This is a genomic window from Citrobacter sp. TBCS-14 (assembly GCF_005280805.1).
In the GTDB taxonomy this organism is placed as follows: domain Bacteria; phylum Pseudomonadota; class Gammaproteobacteria; order Enterobacterales; family Enterobacteriaceae; genus Citrobacter; species Citrobacter gillenii.
In genome coordinates, this window is sequence record NZ_SZWM01000476.1 from 343923 (window position 1) to 359638 (window position 15716).

17 protein-coding genes are annotated in these 15716 nt (G+C 53.7%); 8 read left to right on the top strand and 9 right to left on the bottom strand.

All coding sequences use genetic code 11. The annotated features are described in order from the left end of the window. Positions 1-5 precede the first annotated feature (5 nt). A complete protein-coding gene (locus tag FDX22_RS18605) occupies positions 6-509 on the top strand; it encodes a GNAT family N-acetyltransferase (protein ID WP_115259564.1) in 504 nt (167 codons plus the stop codon). 25 nt (positions 510-534) lie between these two features. On the opposite strand, the gene FDX22_RS18610 is transcribed toward FDX22_RS18605, so the two are convergent. From FDX22_RS18610 to rraB, 3 genes are all read right to left on the bottom strand, one after another. Then, the gene (locus FDX22_RS18610; RefSeq protein WP_115259565.1) at positions 535-1365 is read right to left on the bottom strand and encodes a topoisomerase II; all 831 of its coding nucleotides are present in this window, start codon (positions 1363-1365) and stop codon (positions 535-537) included. Positions 1366-1513: 148 nt separating this feature from the next. Further along, a complete protein-coding gene (gene miaE / locus FDX22_RS18615) occupies positions 1514-2272 on the bottom strand; it encodes a tRNA isopentenyl-2-thiomethyl-A-37 hydroxylase MiaE (RefSeq protein ID WP_115259566.1) in 759 nt (252 codons plus the stop codon). A gap of 51 nt (positions 2273-2323) precedes the next feature. Beyond that, positions 2324-2749 (bottom strand): ribonuclease E inhibitor RraB, encoded by a 426-nt coding sequence (rraB, locus tag FDX22_RS18620; RefSeq protein ID WP_096758495.1) that lies wholly within the window; start codon positions 2747-2749, stop codon positions 2324-2326. A 164-nt stretch (positions 2750-2913) separates the two neighbouring features. Between rraB and argF the strand changes: the two genes are divergently transcribed. Next, a complete protein-coding gene (gene argF, locus FDX22_RS18625) occupies positions 2914-3918 on the top strand; it encodes an ornithine carbamoyltransferase (protein ID WP_096758496.1) in 1005 nt (334 codons plus the stop codon). Between the two features lie 117 nt (positions 3919-4035). Here argF and FDX22_RS18630 read toward each other — a convergent pair whose 3' ends face one another. Next, positions 4036-4488 (bottom strand): YhcH/YjgK/YiaL family protein, encoded by a 453-nt coding sequence (locus tag FDX22_RS18630; RefSeq protein ID WP_117342398.1) that lies wholly within the window; start codon positions 4486-4488, stop codon positions 4036-4038. Between the two features lie 239 nt (positions 4489-4727). Between FDX22_RS18630 and pyrL the strand changes: the two genes are divergently transcribed. From pyrL to ridA, 4 genes are all read left to right on the top strand, one after another. Continuing rightward, on the top strand, positions 4728-4862 hold the full coding sequence (gene pyrL, locus FDX22_RS18635) for a pyr operon leader peptide (RefSeq protein WP_096758504.1): 135 nt from the start codon (positions 4728-4730) through the stop codon (positions 4860-4862). Positions 4863-4864: 2 nt separating this feature from the next. Continuing rightward, a complete protein-coding gene (pyrB, locus tag FDX22_RS18640) occupies positions 4865-5800 on the top strand; it encodes an aspartate carbamoyltransferase (protein WP_115259569.1) in 936 nt (311 codons plus the stop codon). Between the two features lie 12 nt (positions 5801-5812). Continuing rightward, on the top strand, positions 5813-6274 hold the full coding sequence (gene pyrI, locus FDX22_RS18645) for an aspartate carbamoyltransferase regulatory subunit (RefSeq protein WP_003025816.1): 462 nt from the start codon (positions 5813-5815) through the stop codon (positions 6272-6274). Positions 6275-6350: 76 nt separating this feature from the next. Further along, positions 6351-6737, top strand: a complete 387-nt coding sequence (ridA, locus tag FDX22_RS18650) for a 2-iminobutanoate/2-iminopropanoate deaminase (protein ID WP_006686395.1) — start codon at positions 6351-6353, stop codon at positions 6735-6737. Between the two features lie 91 nt (positions 6738-6828). Here ridA and FDX22_RS18655 read toward each other — a convergent pair whose 3' ends face one another. The 5 genes from FDX22_RS18655 to mgtL all read right to left on the bottom strand — a co-directional run bounded on the left by FDX22_RS18655 (position 6829) and on the right by mgtL (position 13198). Further along, positions 6829-8115, bottom strand: coding sequence for a TRAP transporter large permease (locus tag FDX22_RS18655; RefSeq protein WP_006686394.1), 1287 nt, complete (start codon positions 8113-8115; stop codon positions 6829-6831). Positions 8116-8145: 30 nt separating this feature from the next. Beyond that, the gene (locus tag FDX22_RS18660; protein ID WP_096758507.1) at positions 8146-8655 is read right to left on the bottom strand and encodes a TRAP transporter small permease; all 510 of its coding nucleotides are present in this window, start codon (positions 8653-8655) and stop codon (positions 8146-8148) included. 62 nt (positions 8656-8717) lie between these two features. Next, on the bottom strand, positions 8718-9695 hold the full coding sequence (locus tag FDX22_RS18665; RefSeq protein WP_096758508.1) for a TRAP transporter substrate-binding protein: 978 nt from the start codon (positions 9693-9695) through the stop codon (positions 8718-8720). 378 nt (positions 9696-10073) lie between these two features. Continuing rightward, complete coding sequence (mgtA, locus tag FDX22_RS18670; protein WP_096759475.1) at positions 10074-12782, bottom strand: magnesium-translocating P-type ATPase; 2709 nt, start codon at positions 12780-12782, stop codon at positions 10074-10076. 143 nt (positions 12783-12925) lie between these two features. Continuing rightward, a complete protein-coding gene (gene mgtL / locus FDX22_RS32665) occupies positions 12926-13198 on the bottom strand; it encodes a mgtA regulatory leader peptide MgtL (RefSeq protein WP_370317568.1) in 273 nt (90 codons plus the stop codon). Between mgtL and treR the strand changes: the two genes are divergently transcribed. Continuing rightward, positions 13170-14117, top strand: coding sequence for a trehalose operon repressor TreR (treR, locus tag FDX22_RS18675; RefSeq protein ID WP_146717603.1), 948 nt, complete (start codon positions 13170-13172; stop codon positions 14115-14117). The two genes, mgtL and treR, sit on opposite strands and share 29 nt — an antisense overlap. Before the next feature lie 157 nt (positions 14118-14274). Continuing rightward, positions 14275-15693 (top strand): PTS trehalose transporter subunit IIBC, encoded by a 1419-nt coding sequence (gene treB, locus FDX22_RS18680; protein WP_161959012.1) that lies wholly within the window; start codon positions 14275-14277, stop codon positions 15691-15693. The last annotated feature ends 23 nt before the right edge of the window (positions 15694-15716 follow it).

Sequence of the window (15716 nt, forward strand, 5' to 3'; positions counted from 1 at the left end):
TCGCTATGAGTGTCATTACACCTGTCTCGGCGACGCTGCGTCGCATTGCTGCCGACGATAACACCGCCATTGCCCACGTGATCCGCCAGGTCTCCGCCGAATACGGTTTGACCGCTGATAAAGGTTACACGGTGGCTGACCCTAATCTCGATGAGTTATTCCAGGTATACAGCCAGCCGGGTGCGGCCTATTGGGTGGTTGAACAAAATGGGCAGGTCGTCGGTGGCGGTGGCGTTGCGCCATTAGGCTGTAGCGAGCCGGATATTTGCGAATTACAGAAGATGTACTTTCTGCCGAGCGTGCGTGGTCAGGGACTGGCGAAAAAGCTGGCGTTGATGGCTCTCGATCACGCCCGTGAGCAGGGATTTAAACAGTGCTATCTGGAAACCACCGAATTTCTGACCGAGGCGATTCACCTCTACGAACGTCTGGGCTTTGCGCATATTGCCGAGCCGCTGGGCTGCACGGGGCATGTAGATTGCGAAGTGCGGATGCTAAAACCCCTCTGACGTTAGGCAAAGGGGCAATACTGCGTTATTGCATTTCGGCTGAGAGCATCAGACGAATCACGCCGGCGGCGCGAGCGGTCGGCAATTTGAGAACCTGCGTCCACAGATCCTGAACCATATCGCAAGCCAGTTGCTCTTTACCCACGCCTTTATTCGGGTCGGCCATGATTTGAATATCCGGCCCATAGCGCTGCACCAGTCCCGGACTAATGGCTTGCAGATCCTGAAGCGCCAGCTCTTTTTCTTCCGCCGTAACTGTATGTTTTCCCGGGCCGTAAGCCGCCTGCAGCATCGTCATGTCATTCGCCATACGGCGACTCATAATTTCACGTGGAATAAGCTGTACCGGGTTGATACCGCCCTTTACCGCCGGGAACAGGAAGCGAAAGCATTCGTCACCGCCTACTTTCGCTATCGCGTCAATTTGCGCGAGGTTCACCTGCATATAGGCAATCACGTTGGCATCGGGTGCCTGCTGTAAGCGCGCCATCTGGAACGTCAGGATCTGCGGCTGTATGGTGTCAATAATCTGCTGCTCGCTTTTCCCCGCCGTTTTCATCTCCACCGCCTGGTTGAGAATCGTCTGCCATAGCGCGGGTTCCTGCTCCTTAATGACCTCATAGACGGGCATTGTCAGCATTGCTTTCTCGAATTTCTGCGTTTCAGTCAGCCCATAGTCCGGACTTTCGCGCGGGATGAGATAGTGCGTATCAAACAGATTCCAGCCGATAATCGCCACGACAAAAATCACCGCACCGGAAACCTTACCTACCCAGCCCTTTTTACGACAGACGCCCACCACGGTTGCAATCACCGCCCCGATATAGCCTGCCAACAATACGTGTGCCCAGTTCATTCACCATCCTTTTTCATATCAATGCATATGGCGAGGATATATTCCCCCTTCAAGTGGTTTGATTATTGCGGCAGGCGCGATCGATTTCTAGCCACCAGATTTTAGCTACCGGGAAGGAGGAAGAGAGACACCGTACCAGAGAGTGGAGCTAGGCTGGCACGCCGCTATGAAAACGAAACTCATCGTCCGGCGATAAGATCAGGGATGCTTCCACCTCACCAAAAAACCGTACCCGGTCACTGATGTCATGGTCGGCCGCCTGCTGTGCCAACGCCAGATAATCCTGATAATGGCGCGCCTCTGAGCGCAGCAGCGACAGATAAAACGCCTGTAATTCATCATCCAGGTACGGTGCCAGCGCGGCAAAACGCTCGCAGGATCGCGCCTCAATGTAGGCGCCGCAGATCAGCTTATCAATCAGCGTTAACGGCTCATGGGTACGGACTTCTTTAAGCATGCCCTTGGCGTAACGACTGGCGGTCATTTTGATATACGGAATTTGGCGGCTTAGCATCGCTTCACGCACTTGCCAGAAGTGGTGTAGCTCTTCTTTGATCAGCAGCACCATGCTGTCGATAAGCTGTCGCCCCCACGGGTCGTCAGTCTGGGGCATGATGCTTTTGCTGATTTGCTTGTTCAGCAAGGTGAAATCCGGCTCTTCCCCTTCCCGGAAGGCAAAGGCTTCATAGGGTTTCAGCCACTCCAGCATTGCCTGCGATCCCTGCTTATCCGCAACATATTTACGCACCAGCAGCATCGCGGTTTGCGCCGCTTTCAGCTCGCAGACCAGATGGTCGGTCAGCAGCAGGGGAAGATTTGCCGGGTCGCGCGCTTTATCAAGCCAGGCCTCGGGCGTTTTGCAGTGCAGGAAATCCAGAATCGGGGAGAGTATTTGCGGGTAATCCATACGTTGTCCTTGCCCTACGGCAGCATGCGCCGCCGTAGGTCAGCAGATGACTTAGTGACGCACGCCGTCATCATCTTCGTCGACGAGATCGTCATCGTCGCCGTCTTCACCTTCTTCGCCGTTAGGGTCTTCAAAATAAGTGCCCCATCCGTCGTATTCCACGTCAAATTTTTCAGCCAGGTTCATCAGTTGTTCAACCTGAGTGTCAATCAGCTCGGCGTTCAGCGCACATTCACTGAGGATGTCACAGCAAATGACCGTGTCGCCTTCTTCCACTTCCAGCTCTTCCGGCTCGGTGACTTCATAACCCAGCTTGAAGGCTTCTACCGCTGCTTTTTCCAGGGTTTCAAAGTCATCCGCGGAAAGGTGATGCTCAATGGTATACAGCGCGTCAGGATCGCTACCATCTTCAAGTAACTCTTCAATAATCAAGCGTGTTTCTTCACGCTGTTCTTCCAGGTGTTCCGGGTTTGCCATGGCTCATATCCTCATAATGTCCTGCCGATACTCTTATTGTCACATACCGCTGACATTGCCTCCACCTTTCCAGGAAAGATTTGTTAAACAAGGTTGCAAATGAATAAACATACATATAAATTGAATTTTAATTCAATAAATGGCCTAAGCCATGTGAGGGAACCATGTCTGCATTTTATCAGAAGCACTTCTTGAAACTGCTCGATTTTACCTCTGCTGAACTCACGTCACTGCTGCAGCTCGCCGCCCGGCTCAAGGCGGACAAGAAAAACGGCACAGAGGTCGCTATGCTGACCGGTAAAAATATTGCGCTCATCTTCGAAAAAGACTCGACCCGTACTCGTTGCTCTTTCGAAGTTGCCGCTTACGATCAGGGCGCGCGCGTGACCTATCTCGGGCCAAGCGGCAGCCAGATTGGCCATAAAGAGTCGATAAAAGACACCGCCCGCGTACTGGGCCGCATGTATGACGGTATCCAGTATCGCGGCCACGGCCAGGAGGTGGTGGAGACGCTGGCCGAATATGCCGGGGTTCCGGTATGGAACGGATTGACCAACGAATTCCACCCCACCCAATTACTGGCCGATCTGCTAACCATGCAGGAACACCTGCCGGGCAAAGCGTTTAATGAGATGACGCTGGTGTACACCGGCGATGCCCGTAACAACATGGGCAATTCAATGCTGGAAGCCGCCGCGTTAACCGGGCTGGATCTTCGCCTGGTCGCACCACCGGCTTGCTGGCCAGAAGAGAGCCTGGTAGCCGAATGCAAAGCGCTGGCACAGAAAAACGGCGGTAATATCACCCTGACCGACGATATTGCGACAGGCGTGAAAGGTGCGGACTTCATTTATACCGACGTCTGGGTATCCATGGGTGAAGCCAAAGAGAAGTGGGCCGAACGAATTGCCCTGCTGCGTAACTATCAGGTCAACAGCGCGATGATGGCGCTAACCGGCAATCCGCAGGTGAAATTCCTGCACTGCCTGCCAGCATTTCATGATGACCAAACCACGCTGGGTAAACAAATGGCGCAAGAATACGGTTTGCACGGCGGGATGGAAGTAACCGATGAGGTCTTTGAGTCACCAGCCAGTATTGTCTTTGATCAGGCAGAAAACCGCATGCACACCATTAAAGCGGTGATGGTGGCGACATTAGCGAAGTGAGTACGTCGGTAAAAAGAATGCCGGATGGCGATGCTACGCATCTTATCCGGCCTACAACCGTGCTCCCGTAGGCCGGATAAGACGCTATTGCGTCGCCATCCGGCATCATAAAATCACTTATTCGACCAGCATTTTTACCACGGCTTTGCGCACCAGCGCAGGCGTACCTACCGCGCACAGCGGCTTATGCACTTCGCCCGGATAGAACACCACAAAATCACCTTCATTCAGCACCACCGTCTTCTCTTCCGCCCCTTCCGGCAAGAAAGCGATATCTTTGTCCGCCAGCCAGTCGGTTTCCGGCGTGCCCGCAGGCAGCGTACTGAAGGTCATCCCTTCCTGGCCTTTTAGCAGGATCTGAATATCCAGATAACGGGCATGATACTCGGCGCGACGCTGCTCAAACGGCTCGGTCATATCTTCGGCGATCAGATAAAACAGGCGGTTACCGTCGATATCATGTTTCCCTTTTTCGGTTGTGTCCGTCACGTGCGCTTTAATGTGTTCAATTGCCTGACGCAGCTCTTCCGGCAGCCATGCTTCCAGGTGATGAATATTGCCGATAATCATTTCAAACCCCTTAATTAAAACATTGTTTCATTTTAGTTGTTATACGAAAAATCCGTCTGCCATACCACTGCTATTTACCGATATTTTGCGTCAACGCATGTTTATCGCCTGCGGCGGTCCCCGCGGGCTTGGGTGAATGAATATTCATGAGAATCGTTTGCGATGAATAATTTGTGCATTATTCGCTTGATCCTATAACGTAGCTGAGTATAATCGCCGACAATTTGCCGGGAGGATCTATGGTTCAGTGTGTACGACATTTTGTCTTACCGCGTCTGAAAAAAGACGCTGGCCTGCCGTTTTTCTTCCCGTTGCTCATCATTCTAAGCCCCTCAATTGAGGGGCTTTTTTTTTGCCCAGGCGTCAGGAGATAAACATGGCTAACCCGCTCTATCAAAAACACATCATTTCCATAAACGACCTCAGCCGCGATGACCTCAATCTGGTACTCGCGACGGCGGCGAAACTAAAAGCCCACCCGCAGCCGGAGCTGTTGAAGCATAAGGTGATCGCCAGCTGTTTCTTCGAAGCCTCAACCCGCACCCGTTTATCTTTTGAAACCTCGATGCACCGTCTGGGCGCCAGCGTGGTGGGATTCTCTGACAGCAGCAACACCTCACTGGGCAAAAAAGGTGAAACGCTGGCTGACACCATTTCCGTAATCAGCACCTACGTCGACGCCATTGTAATGCGTCATCCGCAGGAAGGCGCCGCGCGTCTGGCCACGGAGTTCTCCGGCAATGTGCCGGTACTGAACGCGGGAGACGGCTCTAACCAGCATCCGACCCAGACGCTACTGGACCTGTTCACCATTCAGGAAACGCAGGGTCGCCTGGACAATCTGCAAATTGCGATGGTGGGCGATCTGAAATATGGCCGTACCGTTCACTCTCTGACTCAGGCGCTGGCGAAGTTCGAAGGCAACCGCTTCTACTTTATCGCCCCGGATGCGCTGGCAATGCCGCAGTACATTCTGGACATGCTGAATGAAAAAGGTATCGCCTGGAGCCTGCACGGCACGATTGAAGAAGTGATGGCGGACGTAGACATCCTCTACATGACCCGCGTGCAAAAAGAACGCCTGGACCCGTCCGAATACGCCAACGTGAAAGCACAGTTCGTTCTGCGCGCCAGTGACCTGGAAGGTGCCAGAGAGAACATGAAGGTGCTGCACCCGCTGCCGCGCATCGATGAGATCACTCCCGACGTCGATAAGACGCCACACGCCTGGTATTTCCAGCAGGCAGGCAACGGCATCTTCGCCCGCCAGGCGTTACTGGCACTGGTACTGAATAGCGAACTGGCACTGTAAGAGGACATGACGATGACACACGATAACAAACTGCAGGTTGAAGCCATCAAACGTGGCACCGTGATTGACCATATTCCCGCACAGGTGGGTTTTAAGCTGCTGACACTATTCAAACTGACAGAGACCGATCAGCGTATCACCATCGGCCTGAACCTGCCGTCCGGTGAGATGGGGCGTAAAGACCTGATCAAAATTGAAAATACCTTCCTGACCGACGAGCAGGTCAACCAGCTCTCGCTGTACGCCCCGCAGGCCACGGTAAACCGCATTGATGACTATGACGTGGTGGGTAAATCACGTCCCAGCCTGCCTGAGCGTATCGATAACGTGCTGGTGTGCCCGAACAGTAACTGTATCAGTCATGCCGAGCCGGTTTCCTCCAGTTTTGCAGTGAAAAAGCGTGCCGATGACATCGCACTCAAATGCAAATACTGTGAAAAAGAGTTTTCCCATTATGTGGTGCTGGCCAACTAATTGGGGTTGGTTATGAGATCCCGGCTCCCTATAATGAGCGGGAACATTCTATTACCGCTGTAATTCAGGAGAAATCATGAGTAAGACTATCGCGACGGAAAATGCACCAGCAGCAATCGGCCCATACGTTCAGGGTGTTGATCTGGGTAGCATGGTAATCACTTCCGGTCAGATCCCGGTTGACCCAAAAACCGGTGCCGTATCGGAAGACGTGTCCGCTCAGGCGCGTCAGTCGCTGGAAAACGTTAAAGCTATCGTAGAAGCAGCAGGCCTGAAAGTAGGCGACATCGTAAAAACTACGGTCTTCGTTAAAGACCTGAACGATTTCGCCACCGTCAACGCCACCTACGAAGCGTTCTTCACCGAGCACAACGCAACCTTCCCGGCACGCTCTTGCGTGGAAGTGGCCCGTCTGCCAAAAGACGTGAAAATCGAGATTGAAGCGATCGCCGTTCGTCGCTAAACCTTCTTGTGCCGGATGGCGGCTTAGCCTTATCCGACTTGGGGAAGCGTAGTTTGCAGGCCCGGTAAGCGCGAGCGCCACCGGGCATTTATCACATTACACCAAACAGTTTCGGCAGGAACAACGAAATCGCCGGAATATACGTCACCAACATCAGCACCAGGAACAGCACCGCATAGAACGGCAGCATCGCCTTCACCACCTGCTCAATCTTCTGCTTACTCACCGCACTGGCGACAAACAGCACCGATCCTACCGGCGGCGTAATCAGGCCAATCCCTAAGTTCACCAGCATGATCATGCCAAAATGCACCGGATCGATACCCAACGCGTTGGTCACCGGCAGCAGGACCGGAGTCAGGATCAGGATCAGCGGCGCCATGTCCATTAGCGTACCGATCAGCAGCAGCATGATGTTAATGCACATCAGAATGACGTATTTGTTATCCGAGATGCTGGTAAAGGCTTCGGTGATACGCATCGGCAGCTGCATATAGGTCATTACCGCGCCGAAGGCGGCGGCAAAGCCGATCAGGATCATCACGATAGTGACCGTTTTCACCGTGCGGAACATCAGCTTCGGCAGCTCAGACCATTTGTAGTCACGATAGATAAACATGGTGACAAAGAAGGCCCACAGACAGGCGATCGCCGCGGATTCCGTCGCGGTGAAGATACCCGAGAGGATCCCTCCCATAATGATCACCACCGTCATCAGGCCCCACAGCGTGTCGACAAAAATCTTCAACGCCTGGCGAAACGGTACGCGCTCCCCTTTTGGATAACCGCGTTTGTGCGCAAACGCTACGCACATCACCATCAGGCTAAAGCTCAACAGCAGACCCGGTAAGATGCCGGCAATGAACAGCGCGGCAATAGACACCGTACCGCCGGTCGCCAGCGAGTAAATCACCGAGTTATGGCTGGGGGGCGTCAGGATCGCCTGTACCGATCCGCTGGCGGTCACCGCCGCCGCAAAGTCACGCGGGTAGCCTTTTTTGTCCATCTCCGGGATCATCACCGAACCAATAGAGGCGGTGTCGGCTACGGACGATCCGGAAATCGCACCAAAAAAGGTGGAGGCCACAATATTCACCAGCGACAGTCCGCCGCGAATAAAGCCCACAAATATGTAGGCAAAATTCACCAGCCGACGCGCAATCCCGCCTTCGGCCATAATCGCTCCGGCCAGAATAAAGAACGGGATCGCCAGCAATGAAAATTTATTCACCCCGCTGGTCAGTTGGATCATTACCGCTTCCAGTGGAATATCAATGTACCAGGCGCCAATGATCGCGCTAATACCCACCGCGTACGCTACCGGTACCCCAATCGCCAGCATAATGCCGAGCGTAAAGACGAGAATAAATGCATCCATCTGCTTTCCTTTCTGAAATGGGGGCGGTAACTAGCTGGTCGAACCCAGCATGACAACAGGACGTTGGTACTGCGGACCACGGCAGATCTTCTCAACAATAAAAAGCAGCGTGATGGCAGAGCCAATCGGTAACGGCAGGTAGTTTTGCCCGGCGCTTAACAGCGGGAATTCCGCAACGGGTTGTTCCCACAGTTCAAGACACAGCGTGGTGCCGTACCAGAGAATAAACAGGCTAATCGCCGTCAGCATAATATCGGCGATAAGAGAGCAGTAACGGCGGGCGGTTTCACCCAAACGATCGGTCACCATGCTTACCGCGATATGCGAACCTGCGCGATAACTCACCGCGGCGCCAATAAAGGTGAATGTCACCATACAGAGAATAGCGACAGGCTCAGGCCATGACAGGGCATTGTTCAGAACATATCGTGCAAATATCCCAATTGGGATGATGGCGACCATCACTAATAATGCCATCCCGGCAATCCACATTGAGACCCGGTAAAAAAAATCCATTACCGATGAATAGCATTCACCCATAATCATCACCTCGAATTAATCAAAAGACTCAGGCAGATGGTGGATGCCATCCGCCTGATGAACTACTTCACATCCTGAATACGTTTGATCAAATCTTGGTGATCTTTACCGTAATTATCCCTTACCGACTGCGTGGCTTTATAGAAAACATCAGTATCAATATCATGGAACTGAACACCATTGGCTTTCATAGTTTCCAGTGATTTCGCATTATAGGCTTCCCACAATTTACGCTGTTCTACCTGCGCTTCTTTCGCGAGCTTAATAATGAGATCCTGATCTTCTTTTTTCAATTTATCCCATTTCGTTTTCGAGAACAGGAATAGCTCAGGAATAATAAAATGTTTGCTCCAGGTGTAGTTTTTAACTACCGGTAAATAGTTGTGCGCCACAAACGTTGGCGGGTTATTTTCCGTGCCATCAATTACGCCGGTCTGCATGCCGCTAAACACTTCGCTGACCCCCATCACAATGGAGTTCGCGCCCATCGCTTTTAAGGTATCCAGCGCGATTGGGCTGGCCTGCACGCGGATTTTCATCCCGTGTAAATCTTCTGGCTTGATAACCGGGTTTTTAGTGATCAGGTTGCGCGTACCTGCATCCATCCAACCAAGGAATACCAGTCGTGATTTACTGTTTGCGGTCAGACGGTCGCCAATCTCCTGGCCAATCATCCCGTCCAGCACCTTATGCATATGGTCTTCATCGCGGAAAATATACGGCAGGGTAAAGACGTTAATTTCAGGGAGTATGGCGGCAACTGGGGTCATTGAGACGCGAATAATATCGATGGCGCCTAATTGCGCCTGCTCAATCATCTGTTTCTCATCGCCTAATACGCCACCGGGAAAGGTTTTAATCTCCAGACGCCCGTCGGTCGCTGCACTGAGTTTTTCCCCCATGTGCTTCACGGCAACAACGTTCGGGTAATCAGCCGGATGCACATCAGCGGCGCGGAAGGTTTGGGCTAACGTGGTATGGCTGGCCAGCAAGACTGACGCGCCAATACACAGGCTTAACAGGTTTTTTGTCAGTTTCATTTGTCCTTCTCCAGAAGTTCATAATTTCCATTAATAGAAATGGCATGCAGAGCAAATGACTGCCGGAATTAAAAATGGGCAGCGAGAAACTTTTTTAACGACGTTACCTGCGCAGACTAGCTGGTGTAACAATTTATTTCGATGACTGCCTTCACAAAAAAACGTCAATGCTAATAATTTTTAGCACACTGTTTCATTTTTGCAACGGAGATCGTTTTATTGAGAAAAAACAAAAGGCGAGAACGGGATATGTTAATACTTTACCCCGTTAGTATTTCAATAAAATTAAAACACAAATATTGCGAGGGAATATCTTCGAATGAAAAATAAAAATGCCGAATGGCTGTACCCGCACCATTCGGCAGAGAAACGAAACGGTTATTGCCAGCCGTAACGGCGGCTATAAAAACCTTTCACTAATTGGGTCAACGTCATGTAACCCGCCAGAATCGCAATCAGCCACGGGAAGTAGCTCAGCGGCAATGCCTGCAATTGCAGGTAGCTCGCCAGCGGGGAGAATGGCAGCGCAATCCCCACCACCATCACCACCAGCGTCATCAGCATCAGCGGCCATGCGGCACGGCTCTGGATAAACGGCACGCGGCGGGTACGGATCATATGCACAATCAGCGTTTGTGACAGCAGCCCCACCACAAACCAGCCCGACTGGAATAACGTCTGATGCTCTGGCGTATTGGCATGGAAGACAAACCACATCAGGCAAAAGGTCAGAATGTCGAAGATCGAGCTAATCGGTCCAAAGAACAGCATAAAGCGCCCCAGTTCGGCGGGATTCCAGCGCTGTGGTTTTTTGATCTGCTCTTCATCGACGTTATCAAACGGAATTGCCACCTGGGATACATCGTACAGCAGGTTCTGGATCAGTAAGTGCAACGGCAGCATTGGCAGGAACGGCAGAAATGCGCTCGCCACCAGCACGCTAAAGACGTTACCAAAGTTGGAGCTGGCCGTCATTTTGATGTACTTCAGCATGTTCGAGAAGGTTCGACGCCCTTCGATCACCCCTTCTTCCAGCACCATCAGGCTCTTTTCCAGCAGGATGATATCCGCCGCTTCACGGGCAATATCAACCGCACCATCGACGGAGATCCCAATGTCCGCCGCGCGCAGCGCCGGGGCATCGTTGATGCCATCGCCCATAAAGCCGACCACGTGGCCTTCGCGTTTGAGCAGGGTCACTATGCGTTCTTTGTGCATTGGCGTCAGGCGGGCAAACAGCGTGGTGCGCTGGGCAAGCCGGGCCAGCTCGTCGTCGCTCAACCCTTCAATGTGGCTACCAATCACCACCTCACCCGCGTCCAGACCGACTTCATGACACACTTTTGCCGCCACCAGTTCGCTGTCGCCGGTGAGGATTTTTACCGTAATGCCGCTGGCCTTCAGCGCCTTCAGCGCCGGGGCGGTAGTCTCTTTCGGTGGATCGAGGAATGCGATGTACCCTTCGAGGATCAGATCGGACTCATCAATACGCTGGTAGTCCCCTTCACGCGCGGGCAGGTATTTGGTTGCCACTGCCACCACGCGTAGCCCCTGACGGTTCAGCGTGTCGGTCACGCGCTTCACCCGACGCAGCATGTTGTCGTCCAGCGGAACAATTTCACCGTTGTGGCGCACCTGGGTACAGACGTTGAGGATCTCCTGCAGCGCGCCTTTGCACACTAACTGGTGAACATCGCCCACTTCTGCCACCACCACCGACATGCGGCGGCGTTCGAAATCAAACGGGATCTCATCGATTTTCTGCCAGCGGGTCGAGAGTTGACGCGCCGATTCTTCATCCACACCGTCCAGCACCGCCGTATCCAGCAGGTTCTTCAGCCCGGTCTGATAATGGCTGTTCAGCCACGCAGAATGCAGAACGTGCTCGCTGGGTTTACCGGAGATATCGGTATGATTCTCCAGCACAATTTTATCCTGGGTCAGCGTACCGGTTTTATCGGTACACAGAATATCCATCGCACCAAAGTTCTGGATGGCGTCGAGGTGCTTAACGATAACTTTTTGTTTTGACAGCTTCACCGCCCCGCGCGCCAGCGTTGAGGTGACGATCATCGGCAGCATTTCTGGCGTTAAGCCTACTGCCACGGACAGGGCAAACAGCGCCGCTTCCCACCAGTCGCCTTTGGTGTAACCGTTGATAATCAGCACAATCGGCGCCATCACCAGCATAAAGCGGATCAGCAGCATGCTGACGCGGCTGATCCCTTTCTGGAATGCATTCTGCTCGCTATCCTGCTCGGTCACGCGACCCGCCAGCTGTCCAAACCAGGTGTTCGCCCCGGTAGAAATGACGATCGCCTGCGCCGTACCGCTCACCACGTTGGTGCCCATAAAGCACAGGGTATCGCACTCCAGCGGGTTGCTTTGCTGCGGGTCACGGCTGGTCGCCACCTTCTCAACCGGCAGTGACTCACCGGTCAGCGAGGCCTGCGCGACAAACAGATCGCGCGCCTGAACGATGCGTAAATCCGCCGGGATCATATCCCCCGCCGCCAGCTTGATAATGTCACCGGGCACGAGCTGATCGATAGGCAGCTCAACCCAACCGTTTTCGCCGGTCTCGTTAATCACCCGCAGGACCGTGGCGGTGTTGCTGACCATCGCTTTTAGCGCATCCGCCGCTTTGGTGGAGCGCGCCTCCTGCACAAAGTTCAGCAGCGTCGAGATAATCACCATCAGGGCAATCACGCCTGCGGCAAACAGATCCTCGGTGGCATAGGAAATCCCGCCCAGAATGGTGAGCAGAATATTAAACGGGTTGCGGTAACAGACCCACAGATGTACCCACCACGGCGACGGTTTCTGCGCCGGCAGCTGGTTTTCGCCATGCTGCTCACGGGCGCTTTCCACTTCCGCGGCGTTCAAGCCTTCAGGGTGGGTATTAAAGGTTTTCCACAGCGTCTCTTCGTTCATCAGCGCCATCTTCAGGCAATGTTCACTCAGAGAAGGCGGAATAGGCGTGCTGGCAACGGTCTGGGCGTTCGGCAGCGGATCACGATGCACCAGACGATGCGGTAAATGGCGGTTCAGCCGGGCAAACAGCTGGCGGGTGATATTTTTAAACATAGGCAGTCCCTCTGCGCCGGTATCAACAGGCGCAGTAAATCCTTCAGGCGTGGCAAAGCCTTGCCTGATGGCAATCATAAAATCACAACAGGGACGTCAGAACGTCACTGTCTTACGTTTCCGGTAAGACAGTGAATGCAGGCTTACCGGAAAGGGGTTTTTCTCCGTTTCGGGAGAGGGGTGGGATCGGGATCCATACAGCCTCCGGTAAGTGAATGATTTGCCCCGCGCATTATAGGGATAAATCTATAAGGTTCGTGGCAATTATGGCGGTATGATAAAGCACAGAAACTAAACCAAACGTATACCAGACTTTGCCCATTGCGCTGAGCATGAGTAAAGTTATTCTCTTTTGGCATAACTTCACACGCGACACGGGAATACAGGATGCAAAATCGGCTGACCATTAAAGACATCGCCCGCTTAAGCGGTGTGGGAAAATCAACCGTTTCCCGCGTCCTCAACAATGAAAGCGGCGTCAGTGAGCGCACCCGCGAACGCGTTGAAGCGGTGATGAATCAGCACGGTTTCTCCCCTTCCCGCTCTGCCCGTGCCATGCGTGGGCAAAGTGACAAAGTGGTGGCGATTATTGTCACGCGACTGGATTCGCTTTCCGAGAATCTGGCCGTGCAGACCATGCTGCCCGCCTTCTATGAGCAGGGCTACGACCCGATTATGATGGAAAGCCAGTTCTCGCCCGACCTAGTGGAAGAACACCTGGGTATGCTCCGACGCCGCAACATTGACGGCGTGGTGCTGTTCGGTTTTACCGGTATTACCGAAGCGATGATCGCCTCCTGGCAGGACTCCCTGGTGCTGCTGGCAAGGGATGCTAACGGTTTTGCCTCGGTTTGTTATGACGATGAAGGCGCAATCCATACCCTGATGCAGCGTTTATACGATCGCCAACACCGCCATATTAGTTTTCTTGGCGTTCCCCACAGCGACGTCACCACCGGTCAACGGCGTCATGCCGCCTACCTGGCCTTCTGTAAAAAACATCAACTGCATCCTGTTGCGGCCCTGCCGGGTCTCGCCATGAAGCAGGGCTACGAACACGCTGCCGATGTCATTACCCCAGAGACCACCGCCTTAGTGTGCGCCACGGATACTCTGGCTCTTGGGGTCAGCAAATATTTGCAGGAGCAGCGCATTGAACATCTGCAGCTGGCGAGCGTGGGCAGCACACCGCTGATGAAATTCCTCCATCCGGAGATCGTCACCGTCGATCCCGGTTACGCCGAAGCCGGTCGACAGGCGGCGTTGCAGTTGATCGAGCAGATCAACGGCCGCAGCGAACCCCGACAGATCGTCATTCCCGCCACCTTTTCCTGATCGCTTTCTGAGCGCTAATTTGTGATCTTCGCTGCGTTTCGGGAACGTTCCCATTTTTAAATATCCAGCGAAGATATACTCTGGCGCCAACAACAAGAACGTTGCCGGATGGCGACGCTAACGCCTCTTATCCGGCCTACGGGGAAGACACTTCATCATGAGCAAAGTAAAACAAGCAGACATCGACCGGCTGGTAGAGCTGGTTGGCGGGCGCGACAATATCGCCACGGTGAGTCATTGCATCACGCGCCTGCGTTTTGTGCTGAATCAGCCCGCGAATGCCAGACCGAAAGAGATCGAGCAGCTGCCGATGGTCAAAGGCTGCTTCACCAACGCCGGGCAGTTTCAGGTGGTGATTGGCACCGAGGTGGGCGACTACTACAAAGCGCTGCTGGCCACCACCGGACAGGCCAGTGCCGACAAAGAGCAGGCGAAAAAAGCCGCGCGACAGAACATGAAATGGCACGAGCAGCTGATCTCGCACTTCGCGGAGATCTTCTTCCCCCTGCTGCCCGCGCTGATCAGCGGCGGCCTGATCTTAGGTTTTCGCAATGTGATCGGCGATCTGCCGATGAGCAACGGTCAGACGCTGGCGCAGATGTACCCGTCGCTGAAAACCCTCTATGACTTCCTGTGGTTGATCGGGGAAGCGATCTTCTTCTATCTGCCGGTCGGCATCTGCTGGTCAGCGGTGAAGAAAATGGGTGGCACGCCGATCCTCGGCATCGTGCTGGGCGTCACGCTGGTTTCACCGCAGCTGATGAACGCGTATTTGCTGGGCCAGCAGGTGCCGGAAGTGTGGAACTTCGGCCTGTTTACGATCGAAAAAGTCGGCTACCAGGCGCAGGTTATTCCTGCTCTGTTGGCAGGTCTGGCGCTGGGATTGATTGAAACGCGCCTGAAACGCCTCGTCCCTGATTACCTGTATCTGGTGATCGTCCCGGTGTGCTCGCTGATCCTCGCGGTGTTCCTCGCCCACGCGTTTATTGGTCCGTTTGGTCGCTGGATTGGTGATGGCGTCGCCTTTGCCGTGCGTCATCTGATGACCGGCAGCTTTGCCCCAATTGGCGCAGCGCTGTTTGGCTTCCTGTACGCCCCGCTGGTGATCACCGGCGTGCATCAAACTACGCTGGCCATCGATATGCAGATGATCCAAAGCATGGGCGGTACGCCGGTGTGGCCGCTGATTGCACTGTCAAATATCGCCCAGGGCTCGGCGGTAATAGGGATTATCATCGCCAGCCGCAAGCAAAACGAACGTGAAATCTCGGTACCTGCCGCTATCTCCGCCTGGCTCGGCGTGACCGAACCGGCAATGTACGGCATCAACCTGAAATACCGCTTCCCGATGCTGTGCGCAATGATCGGTTCCGGCCTCGCCGGTCTGCTGTGCGGCCTGAACGGCGTGATGGCGAACGGGATTGGCGTCGGCGGTATACCTGGCATCCTCTCCATCCAGCCGACTTACTGGCAGGTATTTGGCCTGGCGATGGTCATCGCGATTGTTATCCCGATGGTACTGACCTCGTTCGTCTACCAGCGTAAATACCGTCAGGGCACGTTACAAATTGTCTGACTCTTTTTTGGGGTGCCATTGCA

What these genes read in the sequence shown, in the direction of transcription:
- mgtA (WP_096759475.1), bottom strand. Translation starts at nt 12,782, where the DNA reads ATGTTTAAAAATATCACCCGCCAGCTGTTTGCCCGGCTGAACCGCCAT.
- miaE (WP_115259566.1), bottom strand. Translation starts at nt 2,272, where the DNA reads ATGGATTACCCGCAAATACTCTCCCCGATTCTGGATTTCCTGCACTGC.
- mgtL (WP_370317568.1), bottom strand. Translation starts at nt 13,198, where the DNA reads ATGTCTTTAATGGTCAGCCGATTTTGCATCCTGTATTCCCGTGTCGCG.
- FDX22_RS18665 (WP_096758508.1), bottom strand. Translation starts at nt 9,695, where the DNA reads ATGAAACTGACAAAAAACCTGTTAAGCCTGTGTATTGGCGCGTCAGTC.
- pyrI (WP_003025816.1), top strand. Translation starts at nt 5,813, where the DNA reads ATGACACACGATAACAAACTGCAGGTTGAAGCCATCAAACGTGGCACC.
- rraB (WP_096758495.1), bottom strand. Translation starts at nt 2,749, where the DNA reads ATGGCAAACCCGGAACACCTGGAAGAACAGCGTGAAGAAACACGCTTG.
- FDX22_RS18655 (WP_006686394.1), bottom strand. Translation starts at nt 8,115, where the DNA reads ATGGATGCATTTATTCTCGTCTTTACGCTCGGCATTATGCTGGCGATT.
- FDX22_RS18660 (WP_096758507.1), bottom strand. Translation starts at nt 8,655, where the DNA reads ATGGGTGAATGCTATTCATCGGTAATGGATTTTTTTTACCGGGTCTCA.
- ridA (WP_006686395.1), top strand. Translation starts at nt 6,351, where the DNA reads ATGAGTAAGACTATCGCGACGGAAAATGCACCAGCAGCAATCGGCCCA.
- treB (WP_161959012.1), top strand. Translation starts at nt 14,275, where the DNA reads ATGAGCAAAGTAAAACAAGCAGACATCGACCGGCTGGTAGAGCTGGTT.
- pyrL (WP_096758504.1), top strand. Translation starts at nt 4,728, where the DNA reads ATGGTTCAGTGTGTACGACATTTTGTCTTACCGCGTCTGAAAAAAGAC.
- argF (WP_096758496.1), top strand. Translation starts at nt 2,914, where the DNA reads ATGTCTGCATTTTATCAGAAGCACTTCTTGAAACTGCTCGATTTTACC.
- pyrB (WP_115259569.1), top strand. Translation starts at nt 4,865, where the DNA reads ATGGCTAACCCGCTCTATCAAAAACACATCATTTCCATAAACGACCTC.
- FDX22_RS18605 (WP_115259564.1), top strand. Translation starts at nt 6, where the DNA reads ATGAGTGTCATTACACCTGTCTCGGCGACGCTGCGTCGCATTGCTGCC.
- FDX22_RS18630 (WP_117342398.1), bottom strand. Translation starts at nt 4,488, where the DNA reads ATGATTATCGGCAATATTCATCACCTGGAAGCATGGCTGCCGGAAGAG.
- FDX22_RS18610 (WP_115259565.1), bottom strand. Translation starts at nt 1,365, where the DNA reads ATGAACTGGGCACACGTATTGTTGGCAGGCTATATCGGGGCGGTGATT.
- treR (WP_146717603.1), top strand. Translation starts at nt 13,170, where the DNA reads ATGCAAAATCGGCTGACCATTAAAGACATCGCCCGCTTAAGCGGTGTG.